Origin of the sequence: Oceanobacillus sp. FSL H7-0719 (assembly GCF_045040795.1) — a bacterium.
Lineage (GTDB): Bacteria > Bacillota > Bacilli > Bacillales > Amphibacillaceae > Oceanobacillus.
Genome location: NZ_CP150301.1, coordinates 3,095,059 through 3,112,031 on the forward strand (window position 1 = coordinate 3,095,059; position 16,973 = coordinate 3,112,031).

Genomic DNA, 16,973 nt, shown 5'->3' on the forward strand with positions numbered 1-16,973 from the left:
AGGGGCATTTGAAATGCGGACCTACAGCGGAGAAGTAAAAGAGCAAAACAAAAGTTATTCTGAATTAAGATAATCGGGAGTTCACTTAAAATCCGAACGAATTAAGGTACCGTTCGGATTTTATTGAATTATATTTCTTTTGTCTCAGCTTCAATAATGCTCTTATATACAATAAGCTGAATAAGGCTTTTTCCACTAGTCATTTAATGCTTGCATTATTTTCTCTGGATTAAATCCCGAAATCAATTTGCCATTTATATTTGTCTGTGGTACAGATAACCTTCTCGCCCTTGTGATCAGTTGAATCATTGCAATAGGATTCATATCTATATTCACTTCTTTATATGGTATCTCTAAGGAATCGAGAAAGCTTTTCACCATGCCGCACACCGGGCAAAAAGCGGAAGTATATATTGTAGCTGTTGGTTTCATTGCTCTTCCCTCATTATTTAAAGTTATATGCTGTTACAATCTTCTCTCTTCCAGTAACCAAATCATTAAAGTATTCATATAGATTGATACCTAGATAGGAACCGGAGATATTATAAACATTCCCGTAGCCGAGATTATTTAAAGCCATAACCATATTGTAGCTTCGCTGACCTGAGCGGCAGTGAACATAAACAGGTTCATCTTTTGGAATTTCATTTAATCTGTCCCTGAACTCGCTCAACGGAATATTAACTGCATTTTTCAAGTGGCCGCTTTCAAATTCACTTTTTTCCCGGGCATCAATAATGAATGCATGTTTCTCAACTAATTTGCGGACCTCGGAGACTTTTACTTCTTGATATCGGCCCTCCAATTGATTGAGGGCTACTAATGCCGCATGATTCACAACATCTTTTGCTGTCCCCAGCATTGGGGAATAAGTTAGTTCAAGCTCCTTTAAGTCCTCCACTGTACCATTCATCATAATCATTGCTGCAATAACATCAATCCGTTTATCAACATTCCCTTTTCCAATTGCTTGTGCTCCGAGAACTCTGCCTGTAGGATATTCGTATATTAATTTAAAATGCATCGGATTGCTATTAGGCATTAAACCTACTTTATCTCCAGGCATGACATATACAGAATCATAGGGAATGCCAGCTTGTTCAGCAGTTCTCGCATTTATACCAGTTGAAGCTGCATTCAAATCAAAAAGATGAATAGATGATGAACCAACAACTCCTTGGTTTCTGCTTGGAATGCCATACATATGATCAGCTGCAGCTCTTGCTTGTTTCTGTGCTGGTCCTGCCAGTGCCAATCTTGTCGGCTTGTGTAAAATCCTGTGATACACTTCGATGGCATCTCCAACAGCATAGATGCTTTTATCGCTTGTCAGATAGTTACGATCAACTTTAATTGCACCAGTCTCGCCAATTTCAAGGCCAGCTTCCTCGGCTAAAAGAGTTTCAGGCTTAACACCAATACCGAGAATGACTGCATCCGCTTTTATCTTCTTATGTGAATTTGTTTCAATATAGCCATCTGAAATTTTTGCCAATCCATCGTCTAAAATAAGCTCGACACCATGATCTACCATTTCTTTATGGAGAATTTGTGCCATATCGTAATCAAATGGTGCCATAATCTGGTTAGCAAACTCTACTAAAGATACATTGTATCCAGCAAGTTTAAGATTTTCAGCAACCTCAACGCCAATAAAGCCGCCGCCGACTACTGCGATGTTTTTCATTTCATTTTGCTTGATGTAATGATTCACACTCTCAATATCAGCGACATTGCGGATTGTAAATACGTTAGGTTGATTAATGCCTTCCAGATTGGGGCGAATTGGTTTTGCACCAGGGGAAAGCACCAATATATCATATGCTTCCTCGTAAGTTTTATCTGAGATTACATCCCTGACAGTGATTGTTTTTATATCCCGATTAATTTTTATTGCTTCTTGATTTACGCGTGCTTCAATGTTGTAACGATTTTTAAATATGTCAGGGTCCATTAAAACGAGTTTCTTGCTATCTTCGACAATGCCACTTAAGTGATAAGGTAAAGAACAATTAGAAAAAGATACATGTGGACCTTTTTCAAACATAATAATTTCCGCATTTTCATCTAATCTTCTCACTCTTGCAGCAACAGATGCGCCGCCAGCGACACCGCCTATGATTAATACTTTTTTCCCCATAGGTAACACTCCTTTTTATCTTAAATTTTTCTATTTGTTTATTTGCCTGCACGGGTACATTAAATTTATAGTAATCTCTTCTAAAATCCGAATGATGCATCTTATGTTATACCCCCATAGGTAATTAGTCAACCATGATGTGCTAAATTACAAAGATAAATCGTTGGTTAAAAGAAAAATAAATGATAATTCATAAAAGGTGATTTCTATTGACAGTATACCTATGAGGGCATATTATGATGTCTAACTGGTACTATCGTTAAAGTAGAGAAGGGGAATATACTTATGGAATACAATAATCAAATGAAAAATAGAGTCAAGCGCATGGAAGGGCAGCTGCGGGGAATTTTAAGAATGATGGAAGAGAATAAAGATTGTAAGGAAGTCGTTACACAGTTATCGGCAGTACGTTCAGCGGTAGATAGAACAGTCGGTGTCATTGTAAGTTCAAATTTAGTGGAATGTGTTCAAGCTGTAGAGGCAAGCGGAAAAGAGGAAGAAGAATTAATTAAAGAAGCTGTCAACTTACTTGTGAAAAGCAGATAAAGCTGGTATTTATCTGCTTTTCAAATTGGAAAGGATGATTAAGTGGTGAATCATTGGCATAAACGTTTTCAGACAGAGAACTATGTTTATGGAAAAAATCCAAACGTATTTTTGGCTGAAATTCAGAAGCGGTTAGATATTTCCGGAGATGCTCTAGCTGTGGCTGAGGGCGAAGGACGGAATGCTATCTACTTGGCAGAACAGGGGATGAATGTGACAACATGGGATTTTGCTTCATCAGGTCTTGAAAAAACAAATAAGCTGGCAGAAGCAAAGGGGGTTAAGGTGTCGACAAAGCTGGTGGATTTAAATGAAGCAGATTGGAGTCAGGCTGTGTGGGACGAAATTGTATGTATCTTTGGTCATTTTCCGTCAAAGCTTAGGCAAAAGACGCTTCAAGGAATAAAAAAAGCTGTTAAGCCAGGTGGATATTTCGTGACAGAGGTCTACTCACCGCATCAGATACCTTATAATAGCGGAGGACCAAAAGAACCGGACTTTCTATATAAACCTGAAGAATTTTTGGAAGTCTTCCATGACTGGCGGATTATTCACTTTTTTATGGGTGAGGTGGTGCGCCATGAAGGGGAACTCCATAATGGACTGGCACATGTTATCCAATTTGCTGGGCAAAAACCACTGTAAAAAAGATTGGTGAATCAATCTTTCTTTAAAATAGTTACGTCAAACTGATTTATTTCCATCTAATGAATTTCTGAAGAAACGGAATAACTTAAGAAGTATTTTATAGAGCATGAATTGGCGCTGTTCCAGATTTATGCTCTATCCTTTTTTTATAAGAGGTTTTTATTTAGCATATAAGTGGAAATCTTAGTAAGGATAGTTATTAGAGGAATTTTAATAGGATAAGTTAGGTGGAATAAGATAATGAGTAAAGAGAAACAGCTGCAATTATATCAATATTTATGGAAAGGAATAGGTGGATTATTAATCCTCCTGGCTTGGCTTGAGGGATTCTATATAAATTCAACAAGATTTATCGGTGTATTAATTTTAGTTTTACTTCTTTGCAATGCTATATTTGGAATTATTCTTAAAAAGAATAAAAAGGCTTTAGGGACAATTACATTGTCTTTCAGTGGGATTGCGATTTTGTTCGAAATGATTTGGTTCTTTTCTGATTGGTATCCTGGATTTGTAATAGCTCAGGCATTTACAATTATAATTGGGTTCTCTTGTTTTTATATGAGCAGAAGTATTTCGGAAAAACATAATCATTCGGCAGGGAAAACGAAGGAATGGAGACCTATAATCCGTCTTCTCGAATTAGCAGGTGTTGTAATTTTAAGTCTGGTTTCTATCGCAGTGATTATAAATTCAATTACACCTGTTCCGTTAATGAGCTTTATCCAATGGCAAATAGGGGATGGCAATACTTACAATGCACCGGAGATGGAGCAGACTGTTCTGGATAATGGGTATCTGCGAATAAATGATATTGAATATGGTTCAGATTATCCAAACAGTTACCTGGATGCATATGTTGTGGATGATGAGAACAATATTGACAGGCCAACATACTTTTATGTGCATGGTGGCGGATGGACTAAAGGTGATAAAGAGATGGAAGATATAGCGTATTATGAAAGTATGTTAGATGCCGGGTATAATGTTGTTTCGATAAACTATGCACTTTCTCCAGAATATAGATATCCTGCTCCGTTAGTGCAGCTTTCTCAAGCTGTCGCATTTATGCAAGAGCATGGTGAGGATTACGGAATCGATATGTCAAAGGTTATATTCGCAGGAAGCAGTGCTGGAGGACAGATTGTTGGGCAGTTTTTGAACGTTCAAACGAACCCGGCATATGCGGATGAAATGAGAATGGAGCCAGTCATTTATCGTGACAATATAACCGCCGGTGTTCTGGACTCTGCAGCGCTTGATATAGAAAGGATGGGAAAAACAAAGGCACCAGCTGCCTTTTCTAATTGGACCTTCTTTCAATTTAGCAGAACTTATTTTCAGTTGAAGCATTTCATCAATGGTACAGATCAATACGCTAAACAAGGGAATGTTATTGATCATGTAACAGAAAACTTCCCTCCGGTATTTATAGCGGACGGGAATACTGGATCATATCCCGATCAAGCGAAGGATTTGAGTGATAAATTAAATGATTTTGGAATAACTAATTACCTTTATCTCGTTGATAGGGACAAGGCAACTTTAGGCCATGTTTTTATGGACACTAAATCAAAATATACATTGGATTATGCAGATAAAAAAGTCGCCTTTCTAAACAAAATCTTAGAAAAGTGATTGAAGTCGATAGAATATCTAATTAAGTTTTTTAAAAAGAGGTAAAACAGATCTCTAATACTGCCTCTATGAGTAAATCACTAATGTGCTTTATTCTTAAATATGGGAGTATGAAAGAACATATTCTAACTGTTTGAACTGCTAAAAGAATAAATGATAAAATTGATTGGATCCGGCTGTGATGGGTAATGAATAAAAGACAAGTGAGTAACAACTTTGTTTCCGAGAAATGAATGCTTGCAGTAAGGGGGATAGCTTCGAGGGGAAGGAAGTATTTCCAATCAGTTTTACACACTGTAAACCAACTAAGCGAAGAGGATGCCAAGAGTTTCCTGAAGATAATTTATGGGAAAATGGATAACTATAAAAGTTCTGGTGAATCTATTTCCAGTGATATGTTTATAAAGGAAATGGAATCAATATATCATGATAAAATCCCCCGAAACATCCAACTAAGAGTGAAACAAAAAAAGTGAAATGGATAAAATTAAATCTTTATTCGAAGGCAAGATCAAACAACTGAATAACAGGGGAAACGCTCCCCTTATTATTCATATATAAAAGTTGGTTCATTTGTATTAAGACACGATACGAAGCCCGACAGCCCCGCAAATTATACAAGTTAAAAACAGTGCGCGGACGACACTCATCGATTCTTTAAAGAAAACTACTCCCATTATGACTGCACCTGTTGCACCTAACCCTGTCCAAATTGCATATGCAGTGCCGAGCGGAATATCACGCATTGCTAAACCGAGAAAGTAAAATCCGAACGAAAAGACGGCGACAAGTGTGATAAGCCAAATCCAGGATTTCCTTTTTAAATACATATTAATACTTGCAACTCCAAATATTTCACCAAAGCTTGCCAGGACAAGATAAACCCATGCCATTTATTGTTCACCTTCCTTTGCAGAAACGGCTTTTTCTCCTGTCGTTAATTGAATACCAACGACCCCGATAATGATGAGCAGAATAAATAATCCCTTTTGAAGAGTAAATGCTTCTCCCAAAAAGGTGAAATCGATAATCGCAATTGCTGCGGCACCTGATCCTGTAAATGTCGCATAAACAGAGCCAGAGGGGAGAACTTCGCATGCTTTAATTACAAAGTAGAAACTTAGAATAATCGCTATAACTGTACCAGTCCACATCCAAAGATTATCAGAGTACTTTAAGCCAAGAACCCAAATAACTTCAATGATTGCGGCCCATAAAACATACATCCATCCCATGAATGTTCCTTCCTCTCTGTGATTATTAAAATTAAATAAAGGTGTTATTTATCTTTTGACTATACTTTTATCTTTTCAAATGGCTGTACATATGAAAATGGGCAAATTCAAAAAATGTAGTCTGCTATCATCTTAACGATAAATATGTTAATAAGTCCATTAAATCATCTGTCAGAGATTTATTGCTTAACGTACTCATCATGACAGTCTGCGAAAAAATGTTGTTTAGCTACGAATTTTGTATTATAATTACAATGTATTTAATTTAAATCCGCAAATCCACTCTTCTAATGTGTTTTATTAGAAGAGTGGATTATTTATTCCTTCATATAGTCTTTTTGAGGAAAGGAATAACGACAAAAGAGGTGATTTATTGATGAAGAAGATATTTAAAATTCCTTTAGCTTACCAAATTATTATCGGCTTGGTTCTTGGAATTATCGTCGGTGCAGTTTTTTATGGGAATCCTGCCGTAGAAACGTATTTACAGCCACTAGGCACGATTTTTATTAATATGATTAAAATGATTGTTGTACCAATTATTATCTCTACATTAATAGTAGGTGTGGCAGGTACTGGTGACATCAAACAATTAGGTAAGCTTGGCGGCAAAACAATGATTTACTTTCAAGTTGTCTCTTTAGTTGCCATCGTTGTAGGCTTAGGTGCAGCGAACATTTTCAAACCTGGTGAAGGCATCGATATGTCATCTCTTTCAAAAGGCAATATCGATGAATATGTTCAAACTACTGAAAGTGTACAAAATGAAGGGGTCATGGATGTTCTTGTAGGAATTGTGCCAAGTAATATATTTGACTCAATGGCTTCAGCTGATATGCTTCCCATTATTTTCTTCTCCGTATTATTTGGATTAGGAATCGCGTCAATCGGTGAGAAGGGTAAACCTGTGCTTGCCTTTTTCCAAGGTACAGCAGATGCAATGTTTTGGGTGACAAATGTTATTATGAGATTTGCGCCAATAGGTGTGTTTGGATTAATTGGTGTATCCGTTTCAAAATTTGGTTTAGAATCATTGATCCCACTTGGAAAGTTAATGCTTCTTGTTTATGGAGCAATGATATTCTTTATTATATTCATACTCGGCAGTATCGCTAAGTTTGTAGGATCAAGTATTTTTAACATTATAAGAGTATTAAAAGATGAACTGATTTTAGCGTATTCTACATCAAGTTCAGAGACTGTTCTGCCCAAACTTATGGAAAAGTTGGAGAAAACAGGAAGTCCAAAAGATATTGTTTCCTTTGTGATCCCAACGGGTTATTCGTTTAACCTGGATGGTTCAACTTTATATCAAGCAATTGCAGCAATATTCATTGCGCAATTATATGGAATTGATCTAAGTATAATGGAGCAAGTGACACTTGTATTCGTATTGATGATTACGTCAAATGGTATTGCAGGGGTACCAGGCGTTTCCTTTGTAGTTCTTCTCGCAACACTTGGAACAGTTGGAATACCGCTAGAAGGACTTGCTTTTATTGCTGGGGTCGACAGACTTCTTGATATGGCCCGTACAGTTGTAAATGTTCTTGGAAATGCATTGGCAACTGTTGTTATGTCGAAGTCGAGTGGGCGGTTTGATGTAGAGAAAAGAGAAAAGTATCTTGCCAGCCTTAGAAATCCAGCTTAATTATAAAAAGACAGTTTCACTAAACTTTCCAGGTTTGTGGAACTGTCTTTTTGTTGCATGGACACCATGCTTGCGTTTACTTGCAAAGGTGGATTGTGTAATTGAAAAATAAAAAACACCGTCCAGTATTTGAATGGTGTTTGGCGTTTTATGAGTTATATATGTGAAAAGCTTATTAATCAGTCTCATTATTAGACAAAGAATTTGCCAGCTTGTAAAATGCCTGGTTAAATTCCTTTGTTCGATTTTGAACTTTTTCCGCAGCAGCATCAAGTGTATAACCCTCTTCCATTAGTTCTTGGATCAAAAGGATTTTTTTTATGTTCCAGTAATCAAATCTTCGCGTAGATCCCTGAAAGTCTTTTTCAGAAGAAATAGCTCCCTTATCTTCCCAATAGCGAATTTTTCGTGTTGGGACACCTGTAATATCTGAAACTTCTCCGATGCCAACAATCAGTTTTTTTATTAAAGAAAAGTCGAGTAATGGATCTGATTCAAGCCTATCATTCATGCTTTTCCCCCCAATGTTATATAACACTATCCTACTACAATAATAGAAATATTACAAATATAATTTGTCGCCTATCAGCTTCTTTTGCAGAAAAATTACATTTAGATGGAAGGTGTACATAAATCAATTATCAAGTTAGAACTACATGCAAAGAATTCACTTTAAAAGTAAAGCATTCTATAAAGAAATTATTCTGCCAGCTCTATTTCAAGTATGATTTCTAAATAATGAAATATATATGAGGGAAAGGGGGCTATCTGTTATGAAAAAAGTGCTTTTATTCTGCGATCCGGGAATTGATGACTCTTTAGCAATTATGTATGCTATGCTCCATCCTAATATTGAACTAGTCGGAATCGTAACAAGCTATGGGAATGTATCTAGAAAAGAAGCGACAACTAATGCAGCATATCTTACATGGCTGGCAGGAAGAAGTGATATTGCAATTATACCTGGTGCTTCCATGCCAATGAACGAAGAGGATTTAGTTTTTTATCCGGAGATTCATGGTGAGGATGGGATTGGTCCTATAAGTCCTCCAAATAATTTTCAGTTTCAGACTTATTCTATGGACATGGTTCGTCTCCTTATTGAAAAATATAGAAATGAGCTTGTCATTGTAGATCTTGGTCGCCCAACAACACTGGCGATTGTCTTTACTTTATTTCCTAATCATATCGAAATGGTCCACTCTTTTTATTTAATGGGTGGAGCCTTCTTTATTCCAGGTAACGCTACAGCACTGGCTGAAGCGAATTTTTATGGTGATCCTGCCGCAACAAATTTTGTTTTGAATTCCGCGCATAATCTTACATTGACTCCTTTAAATGCTACCCAATCTGCAATTTTAACCCAGGATATTGTTAATGTTATTTCAAATAACAAGGAAAACAATTATTCTTTCATGATTAATGACATTTTCAAATATTATTATGCTTTTTATAAAAAGTCGACACCGGGCATACCTGGAGCCCCTATCCATGATTTGCTTACAATAATGCTTGTTAACGATCCTGAGATTGCTGATTACATAAATTATGATGTAAAGGTTATTGAAGATGCGGACGCGAAGGGAATGTCTTATATTGATTATCGCCCAGCAAGCAAAGCGGGAAAAACGAAGATTGCTGTCAAGCTTCATTATGAATTGTTTATAGAAAAGGTTAAAAGTATTATGTTGTAAAAATTGATCTGTTTTTTCTTGTTAAGAATAATATTCGAATGAACGGGTTCTGATTCATAATTATCCCTATCATTGGGAATATTAAACGTAACGCTTAAAAACGGAAAGGACTCTGATATCGGCTTATTAATAAAATCCCATTTCATACTATATTGTATTGAATAATAGGAAGAAAGGTTAAAACAGTTTGGAAAAACCAAAGGAAGTTCTATTGTGGAGTATTGCGCTACCTGGATTTGGCCATTTTTTAAATGGAAAGTATTTTAAAGGAATTGTATTGATATTTCTGGAGTTTTTAGTCAATGTTAAAGGTAACATTAACTTGGTTATAATTTTTAGTTTTCAAGGGGAAATTGAACAAGCAATTCAGCATGCTGATTATCAATGGTTAATGTTTTATCCCTGTTTGTATTTCTTTGCCATTTGGGATGCTTATAGAGATGCAGGCGGCGGAAAAGAACCATATTCTTTTTTGCCATTTGTATTTTCAGCTTATTTTATGACAGTGGGGGTCGTCTATTCCTCTAAATTGCTGGGACCTATTTGGCTTCCGATTTTGAGTATCATTCCGGGTTTAATCGTAGGTTTTCTGTTGCAAAGGTACATAAGAAGAAAGCTGACCACTTAAGTGATCAGCTTTCTTCTTTATCCCTAGCTAGTTTTTCTCGATTTTGCGTTCCGGGGGGCTGTTCTAAATAATTATTCTTTATCATTATATCTGCGCCGCTTTTCGCGAGCCGGGAGACTTCAAAGGATAAGCGTTCGTAATTGAGTGTCAAGTCGCTTCGCTGGCTTGCTGATGCCGCTGCAGCGTAGTTCCCTATTCCTGTAGACATCAATAAAGACATATGAAACATCATTAACTTATCTGAGAATGTCTGTGTTGTCGAATCACTTATGCCGACATCAGGCATGTGTGGAGACTCAAGATCATTTTTTAGCAGAACGTCAGCGAAAAGTTTATTATGTTTTTGTGAGACTTCCTTGCCCCTCAGCATAAAATCCTGTACTTCCTTAGAAGGGGAAGTTTGAGCAAATGCGAGGCAAAGTTTAAAGCCTAAAGAATTTGTCATGATATTTAAATATAGATGAGAAATCTCTACAGCATTCAGTGGACGTTTTTCATTGAATGGGTTAAGACCGCTTAAATACTTTTTACTATCTACAAAGTCAATCTCCTTAGGTACTTCAATATATGGATGCCTGGCATTTATTCCTTTCCGAAGCGCGGTAGTCAGTGACTGCTTATAAAGATTATTGACCGCTGTTAATCCTTCAGAATAATGACTGACAATGTCATCCCTGTAGCTGACTGCTACAAAACCGCTGTATGCGATCATCCCTACCCTCGCCATATGGTTCACATAAGTTATACAAAATGTATCTGTAAACAGCCAGGGAGCATCCATATTCACGTCTTGTTCATTAAAACCATCGGGAATGGCAAAGTGTTCACTTTCAAATATTGATTCCAAGGTTTCTATATGCTTGGCTGAAAGGTCGTAAGCATACTGGACATCTTCTTTTATCTCTGCATCTTCAATACTTTTCAGCATAAACCCTAAAATTTGTTTGGACATACAATCATTCATGTATTCTGTCCAAAGCGCTCCGATTTCAGAAGCAGTCAGATATATTTTATTTTCTTTCATATAATAATCCCCTGTCTAACATTAGATAGTATTATTATGTACAAACATTTTTATTTTATGTAAAACAATGTGGCGATGAACTTTTAAAAAGGTTCTTTGTCACAAAGTGGAAATCAACACACTGTAAGTGACAGAGAACCTTAACTTTTTTATTTTTGACTTGACCATACTATTTATGCTGGCTTAATTGCCTCTCGCTAAATCTTTACGATTTGGAGCCATCGGGGGCTGTTCAAGCCATTGGTTTTTAATCATGATATTAGCTCCATCCTCGGAGAGTTTCTGTATCTCTAGTGAAAGTCTGTTATACATTGCACCTAAATCTATTCTGGGACTTACAGAAACGGCTGTGCCATAAAAGGCAACGCTTAAACTGATTAAAGTGGTTGTCATGTACATCATTAACTTATCGGAAAAAGTATATGTGGTACTGTCAGTTATATCTGCATCCCAGGTCATCGGGGCAGGCAAATCGCTTTCCTTTAGTTTTCCGCTAAATAATGTGATATGCTTTTTGGCAACATCGATACATCTTAAATTGAAATTTGTAACCTCTTTTGATTGAGAAACTTGGCTAAACCCGGTCAGAGTAGCCGTACCTAAAGCATTTCTTTGAATATTGGAATAAAGATTAGCTACTTCAGAGGCTATTAAGGGTCTTTTTTCTCCTAAAGTGTCCCAAAGGAATCTTTGTTTCTTCACAAATTCAATTTGCTCTTGGTTAGGCAGGTATGGTGGTCTGGCATATAGTCCCTTTGATAATAATAAGTCTTTAGACATCTCATACAATTCCATTGTTTCGGAAATACACTCCTTGAAGAAAGCGGTAATGTCTTTCCTGACAGAAAGGGATAAACTGGATCCATTCGCTATAAGTCCAATCCCTGCCATTTGGTGTATATATATTAAAGCAAAGTTATCTGAGTATAGTCTTGGAGCTGCCAAATCGACGTCTTCTCCTATTTTAAATCCGATAGGTAATGCATACTTTTCTTCAGTAAATATACTGCTGATTTTTTGAAGGTGGGTCTGTGATAGTTGTAATGCATGCTGAATGATAGGTTCTATCTCCTTATCCTCAACCTTTTCTAGGAAAAAGCTTAAAGTGCATACAGATGAACTATCTTGCAAGTATTGGAAAATAAGCTGTGATACTTCTCCTGAAGTCAATCTTGTTTGCTGTTCGCGTTCCACGTATAGCCCTCCATCATTAAAGAATTTCTTGTTAGTTATTCTTTATATTTAAATGGTAATTATACTTCTTAAATAAATATAGTTTAATGAAAATAGAAATCTAAAAAAGATTCTCTATTGATGCCGTAAATAGAAACCGCATTTTAGAGAACCTTTAAATTTATCTTTAGATTATATATTAATTATCATCCAGTCCACTGGACAAACTGTGCAAAAATAAGTGTGACAATGCCGATTCCTGAGAGCACGAGGAATACTGGCAGATAGAAACGAATCCACTTTTGCCAGGAGACACCAGCAATTACTAATGCTGCCATGAAGTATCCTGATGTCGGGAATAGGATATGTGCAAAACCATCACCAACTTGGAATGCCAATACAGCAGTTTGTCTTGTCACACCAATAATATCGGCTAGCGGTCCCATGATGGGCATTGTTACAAGGGCTTGTCCACTTCCTGATGGGATAATAAAGTTAATCGCAAGCTGAGCCAGAAACATTCCAACTGCCCCGAGAACAGATGGAAGTTCTCCCACAACAGAACCAAGGCTGTTTACAATTGTATCCATGATTTGTCCGTCTTCAAGCACAACTGCTACTGATCTGGCAAGACCGATAATGATTGCACCCATCAACACCTCGCGGAATCCCATTGTAAATGCTTCAGAGATTTCTGTTGCATTCAATCCGGAAATTAAACCGACAACAATACCCATGAAGATAAAGAGACCGGCCATTTCGACCATAAACCAGCTATGGCCCAATACTCCATAGACTAACGCAACTAAGAATAGAAGTGCAGCAATTGAACCAAGCTTTTGTCTTGTATTCATTGATCTAACTTCGATATCGTCCTGGTGTTTATACAGTTCTCTTTTTTCTGCATCCTCTTCATATACTAAGCTGTTTCTTATTGGATCTTGTTGAACCTTTTTTGCATAGCGCATTAAGAATAAAATCCCAACAGTTAATATGACTGCAAATAAGCCAATTCTTAATTCAATTCCAGAGAATGTTGGAAGGCCAACAATCTTTTGAGATAACCCTACGTTAATCGGATTTAGTACTCCAGCTGTAAATCCAATGACTGTTCCCATTAGTGCTATTCCTGCTGCAACGACAGAGTCATAGCCTAGAGCAATCATTAATGGCATAATTACAGGAATATAGACAAGAGATAATTCCGGTGTTCCAATCAGAGTTGCAACGACAGCGAAAACGGTAGTTAATATTGGAATGAGAAGTATACTTCGCTTAGCAAACTTATTTGCCAGACGATCTACAATGATTTCGATAATGCCGGTTGTTCTCAGCACCATGAACATACCGCCGACAATAAATGTAAAGAATACAATTTCCCCGGCATCGATTAACCCCCTAGGGATAACTGTTAAAAAGTCAATAATCCCTACAGGAGAGGATTCGATTTGAGTGAATGAATTTGGATCTACTGTTTCTCGCCCATCTGGACCTGGAACTCTTTCAAATTCTCCAGCAGGCACAAAATAAGTTGCGATTGCTGCCAACGCGCTGAATGTAAATAAGATTACATAAATATGCGGCATCTGAAATTTCTTCTTTTTTTCTGCTTTAGCCATACTTATTCCCCTTTGTGTTTTATCTCATGCAGGAATGAATGCGCTTTCCAATTTTCTTTTCTATATATGTATAATACTGCTCTGACGTAAGCCGATTATTTAAACCATATGTAATTTGTTGTCATACTCTAATCTGCATGAGTTAGTAAAAAGCTTGGTATTTATTTCTACGTAAATATACAGCAGAAATAATGTAATAACAATTGCTAAAGTTGCACAAAAATAATAGAATTAATTTAACCAAATTGGATAAATGATTGGCTGGGTTTGTTTGGTTTTATGTGTTTCCCAGTACTGGAGATTATAAACGCTTCGTCCCGTTTGTGAAAATTAATAAATTCTTTACTTGTATTCTTTGAAGACAGGAATTAATATATACTATGTTCAAATAAAAAACGAGGTAAAACAATGACGAAATCAAAAGAAACAAAGTATGAATTTTTATCAGAAGATCCGAGTGTTAAAACGTTTCCGATTATGGCTGCGTTAATTATAGGTGCCTTTTTTGCATTACTAAATGAAACCCTTCTAAATATAGCTCTGACAACATTAATGCATGAGTTTGATATTGCATTGCCAACAGTGCAGTGGGTCGCTACTGGATTTATGTTAATTATGGGTATTGTCATTCCAATTTCTCCGCTGCTGATGCAATGGTTCACTACAAGGCAGCTGTTCATTGGAACAATGACAGTTTTTACAATTGGTACAGCGATTGCAGCTATCGCACCGACATTTTCAATTTTGTTAATTGGCCGTCTGATCCAAGCGGTTGGTACAGGGTTATTAATGCCGGTTATATTTAATGTATTCCTATTGATATATCCGCCACATAAAAGAGGGAAAATCATGGGAATTGTTGGATTAGTTATTATGTTCGCCCCAGCGATTGGACCAACCCTTTCCGGAGTGATTGTAGATTACTTAGGCTGGAGATTTTTATTTATTACTGTTATACCATTTGCTCTATTTTCAATTCTTTTTGCTTCTAAATATTTAATAAATGTCTCTGAAGTGACGAAACCAAAAATTGATTGGCTTTCCATTCTTTTTTCAACAATTGGTTTTGGCGCAACGATATATGGCTTTAGCTCTGTAGGAGAAAGTGAAGCAGGGTTTCTGACACCAACTGTTTTAATTTCAATTATCGTTGGAGGAATTGGAATTATTCTGTTCGCAATTAGACAGTTCAAGATTGACGAACCTCTGATGGATCTGCGTGTTTTTAAATTGCCGATGTTTACGCATGCGGTGATGATGTTCATTATTATTGTGATGACCATGTTTGCATCCGAACTGATTTTACCAGTGTTTATGCAAGGACCAATGGCATTGGCACCTGCTGCTGCAGGGATGCTCTTATTACCGGGAAGTATTTTAAATGGAATTATGAGTCCGTTTATGGGAGCGTTATTTGATAAGGTCGGCCCGCGGGTGATGATGATCCCAGCAACTATTGTTCTAGCAGCAACAATGTTTATGTTCAGCCGCTTGACAGCAGATACACCACCATGGGTCATCATTGTAGGATTTATGCTGATTATGCTAAGTGTATCAGCAACAATGATGCCAGCTGAAACAAACGGACTGAATCAGCTTCCAAAACGGTTATATCCGCATGGTACTGCAGTAATGTCAACATTGCAGCCGCTAAGTGGTGCCATAGGTGTTTCTGTATTTATCAGTATTTTGAATTCTAAACAAGCTAGTTATTTAGAGGGTGTGGCGAATCCAACATCACAAGCAGCACTCACACAGGCGATGGAAGTTGCGGTAGAACATGTCTACTTGATAATCTTTTTCTTCACTCTAGTGACGGTGTTACTGTCATTTATTGTTTACCGTGCCCGTCCAGTAGAGGAAGAAACACCACAGCAAACCGAGGAATCATAAGGTTGAAAATCCCACTAGTGTGGGATTTTTTGTTATCATTTACTTAATTAAAATAGATAGTGTAAACTGAATTTATAGAGAAATGCTAGGATAAATAAAGGAGGCAAATAGGATGACGGAGAGTAAAAACGATCTAACAAACGAAGAGCAAGAAACGTTACTTCAAACACTGAGTGCTCGTTTTGAAAAAAATATGCATCGCCATGAAACCCTTGAATGGAAAAAGGTTGAAGCTAGGCTGATGGCTAGTCCAGATAAACTCTGGTCATTAAGCGAAATGGAAAGAACGGAAGGCGAACCAGATGTCGTTGGCTATGATGCAGAAACAGAACACTTTCTTTTTTTTGATTGCTCGAAGGAAAGCCCTAAAGGCCGCAGAAGTATTTGCTATGATCGTCAAGCGCTGGAAGCTAGAAAAAAACATAAACCTGAAAACAGTGCAATGGATATGGCAGCGGAGATGGGAATTGAAATGTTAACCGAAGAAGAATATCGAGCACTGCAAGAGCTTGAAAAATTTGATATGAAAACATCAACTTGGGTCAAAACTCCTAAGGATATAAGAGAACGTGGAGGGGCTATTTTTTGCGATTATCGCTATGGTCATGTTTTTGTATACCATAATGGTGCAGACTCTTACTATGGCTCAAGAGGATTCCGCGGTGTTTTGAGAGTTTGACATAAATACAGCTGTAAATAGGTTCAGTCGATGGAAGAGTACAGGGTTCAACGCCTGTATTCTTCCTGATTGAACTTGAACTGTCTCATAGAGTGCTTCTCATCGCCTGTATTCTTTGGGATTAAGCTTGAACTGTCTCATAGAATGTCTGTCATCGCCCGTCTTCTTCCTGATTGGGTTTGAACTGTCTCATAGAGTGCTTCTCATCGCCTGTATTCTTCGGGATTGAGCTTGAACTGTCTCATAGAGTGTCTGTCATCGCCCGTCTTCTTCCTGGTCGAGCTTGAACTGTCTCATAGAGTGCTTCTCATCGCCTGTATTCTTCGGGATTGAGCTTGAACTGTCTCATAGAATGTCTCTTATCGCCCGTCTTTTTCCTGATTGGGTTTGAACTGTCTCATAGAGTGC

The 16,973-nt window shown here is 37.2% G+C and carries 16 protein-coding genes; 8 read left to right on the forward strand and 8 right to left on the reverse strand.

From position 1 onward, the window contains the following. Window positions 1-195: 195 nt before the first annotated feature. Window positions 196-432 carry a glutaredoxin family protein gene (locus NST93_RS15815; RefSeq protein ID WP_405098660.1) on the reverse strand — a complete coding sequence of 79 codons (237 nt, stop codon included), beginning with the start codon at window positions 430-432 and terminating at the stop codon, window positions 196-198. 13 nt (window positions 433-445) lie between these two features. Next, a complete protein-coding gene (locus NST93_RS15820) occupies window positions 446-2,140 on the reverse strand; it encodes an FAD-dependent oxidoreductase (RefSeq protein ID WP_405098662.1) in 1,695 nt (564 codons plus the stop codon). A gap of 285 nt (window positions 2,141-2,425) precedes the next feature. On the opposite strand from NST93_RS15820, the gene NST93_RS15825 reads away from it, so the two are divergent. From NST93_RS15825 to NST93_RS15835, 3 genes are all read left to right on the forward strand, one after another. Continuing rightward, complete coding sequence (locus NST93_RS15825; protein ID WP_405098664.1) at window positions 2,426-2,686, forward strand: metal-sensitive transcriptional regulator; 261 nt, start codon at window positions 2,426-2,428, stop codon at window positions 2,684-2,686. Window positions 2,687-2,731: 45 nt separating this feature from the next. Further along, window positions 2,732-3,331: an SAM-dependent methyltransferase gene (locus NST93_RS15830; RefSeq protein WP_405098666.1), complete on the forward strand. Its 600-nt coding sequence runs from the start codon at window positions 2,732-2,734 to the stop codon at window positions 3,329-3,331. 243 nt (window positions 3,332-3,574) lie between these two features. Further along, complete coding sequence (locus tag NST93_RS15835; RefSeq protein WP_405098668.1) at window positions 3,575-4,969, forward strand: alpha/beta hydrolase; 1,395 nt, start codon at window positions 3,575-3,577, stop codon at window positions 4,967-4,969. A gap of 578 nt (window positions 4,970-5,547) precedes the next feature. Here NST93_RS15835 and NST93_RS15840 read toward each other — a convergent pair. Then, entirely contained in the window at window positions 5,548-5,862 is a 315-nt protein-coding gene (locus NST93_RS15840) for a DMT family transporter (RefSeq protein WP_405098670.1), read from the reverse strand. Then, entirely contained in the window at window positions 5,863-6,204 is a 342-nt protein-coding gene (locus NST93_RS15845; protein ID WP_405098672.1) for a DMT family transporter, read from the reverse strand. Window positions 6,205-6,580: 376 nt separating this feature from the next. Here NST93_RS15845 and NST93_RS15850 point away from each other — a divergent pair, with 376 nt between their 5' ends. Further along, complete coding sequence (locus NST93_RS15850) at window positions 6,581-7,855, forward strand: cation:dicarboxylate symporter family transporter (RefSeq protein ID WP_405098674.1); 1,275 nt, start codon at window positions 6,581-6,583, stop codon at window positions 7,853-7,855. A 175-nt stretch (window positions 7,856-8,030) separates the two neighbouring features. On the opposite strand, the gene NST93_RS15855 is transcribed toward NST93_RS15850, so the two are convergent. After that, entirely contained in the window at window positions 8,031-8,366 is a 336-nt protein-coding gene (locus NST93_RS15855) for a MerR family transcriptional regulator (protein WP_405098676.1), read from the reverse strand. Window positions 8,367-8,628: 262 nt separating this feature from the next. Between NST93_RS15855 and NST93_RS15860 the strand changes: the two genes are divergently transcribed. Both NST93_RS15860 and NST93_RS15865 read left to right on the forward strand, forming a co-directional pair. Then, window positions 8,629-9,549 carry a nucleoside hydrolase gene (locus NST93_RS15860; RefSeq protein WP_405098678.1) on the forward strand — a complete coding sequence of 307 codons (921 nt, stop codon included), beginning with the start codon at window positions 8,629-8,631 and terminating at the stop codon, window positions 9,547-9,549. A gap of 187 nt (window positions 9,550-9,736) precedes the next feature. After that, a complete protein-coding gene (locus NST93_RS15865; RefSeq protein WP_405098680.1) occupies window positions 9,737-10,177 on the forward strand; it encodes a hypothetical protein in 441 nt (146 codons plus the stop codon). Between the two features lie 4 nt (window positions 10,178-10,181). On the opposite strand, the gene NST93_RS15870 is transcribed toward NST93_RS15865, so the two are convergent. The 3 genes from NST93_RS15870 to NST93_RS15880 all read right to left on the reverse strand — a co-directional run bounded on the left by NST93_RS15870 (window position 10,182) and on the right by NST93_RS15880 (window position 13,993). Further along, the gene (locus NST93_RS15870) at window positions 10,182-11,201 is read right to left on the reverse strand and encodes a DUF3231 family protein (RefSeq protein ID WP_405098682.1); all 1,020 of its coding nucleotides are present in this window, start codon (window positions 11,199-11,201) and stop codon (window positions 10,182-10,184) included. Between the two features lie 183 nt (window positions 11,202-11,384). After that, on the reverse strand, window positions 11,385-12,395 hold the full coding sequence (locus tag NST93_RS15875; protein ID WP_405098684.1) for a DUF3231 family protein: 1,011 nt from the start codon (window positions 12,393-12,395) through the stop codon (window positions 11,385-11,387). Between the two features lie 185 nt (window positions 12,396-12,580). Further along, window positions 12,581-13,993: a YfcC family protein gene (locus NST93_RS15880; RefSeq protein WP_405098686.1), complete on the reverse strand. Its 1,413-nt coding sequence runs from the start codon at window positions 13,991-13,993 to the stop codon at window positions 12,581-12,583. 408 nt (window positions 13,994-14,401) lie between these two features. On the opposite strand from NST93_RS15880, the gene NST93_RS15885 reads away from it, so the two are divergent. Both NST93_RS15885 and NST93_RS15890 read left to right on the forward strand, forming a co-directional pair. Further along, window positions 14,402-15,886: an MDR family MFS transporter gene (locus NST93_RS15885; protein ID WP_405098688.1), complete on the forward strand. Its 1,485-nt coding sequence runs from the start codon at window positions 14,402-14,404 to the stop codon at window positions 15,884-15,886. Between the two features lie 112 nt (window positions 15,887-15,998). Next, window positions 15,999-16,565: a DUF4256 domain-containing protein gene (locus NST93_RS15890; protein WP_405098690.1), complete on the forward strand. Its 567-nt coding sequence runs from the start codon at window positions 15,999-16,001 to the stop codon at window positions 16,563-16,565. Window positions 16,566-16,973 lie beyond the last annotated feature (408 nt).

Bases quoted from the DNA above. Each gene is read 5' to 3' on its own strand.
- NST93_RS15835 (WP_405098668.1), top strand. From the start codon at position 3,575: ATGAGTAAAGAGAAACAGCTGCAATTATATCAATATTTATGGAAAGGA.
- NST93_RS15855 (WP_405098676.1), bottom strand. From the start codon at position 8,366: ATGAATGATAGGCTTGAATCAGATCCATTACTCGACTTTTCTTTAATA.
- NST93_RS15885 (WP_405098688.1), top strand. From the start codon at position 14,402: ATGACGAAATCAAAAGAAACAAAGTATGAATTTTTATCAGAAGATCCG.
- NST93_RS15880 (WP_405098686.1), bottom strand. From the start codon at position 13,993: ATGGCTAAAGCAGAAAAAAAGAAGAAATTTCAGATGCCGCATATTTAT.
- NST93_RS15870 (WP_405098682.1), bottom strand. From the start codon at position 11,201: ATGAAAGAAAATAAAATATATCTGACTGCTTCTGAAATCGGAGCGCTT.
- NST93_RS15815 (WP_405098660.1), bottom strand. From the start codon at position 432: ATGAAACCAACAGCTACAATATATACTTCCGCTTTTTGCCCGGTGTGC.
- NST93_RS15840 (WP_405098670.1), bottom strand. From the start codon at position 5,862: ATGGCATGGGTTTATCTTGTCCTGGCAAGCTTTGGTGAAATATTTGGA.
- NST93_RS15820 (WP_405098662.1), bottom strand. From the start codon at position 2,140: ATGGGGAAAAAAGTATTAATCATAGGCGGTGTCGCTGGCGGCGCATCT.
- NST93_RS15860 (WP_405098678.1), top strand. From the start codon at position 8,629: ATGAAAAAAGTGCTTTTATTCTGCGATCCGGGAATTGATGACTCTTTA.
- NST93_RS15890 (WP_405098690.1), top strand. From the start codon at position 15,999: ATGACGGAGAGTAAAAACGATCTAACAAACGAAGAGCAAGAAACGTTA.
- NST93_RS15825 (WP_405098664.1), top strand. From the start codon at position 2,426: ATGGAATACAATAATCAAATGAAAAATAGAGTCAAGCGCATGGAAGGG.
- NST93_RS15850 (WP_405098674.1), top strand. From the start codon at position 6,581: ATGAAGAAGATATTTAAAATTCCTTTAGCTTACCAAATTATTATCGGC.
- NST93_RS15845 (WP_405098672.1), bottom strand. From the start codon at position 6,204: ATGGGATGGATGTATGTTTTATGGGCCGCAATCATTGAAGTTATTTGG.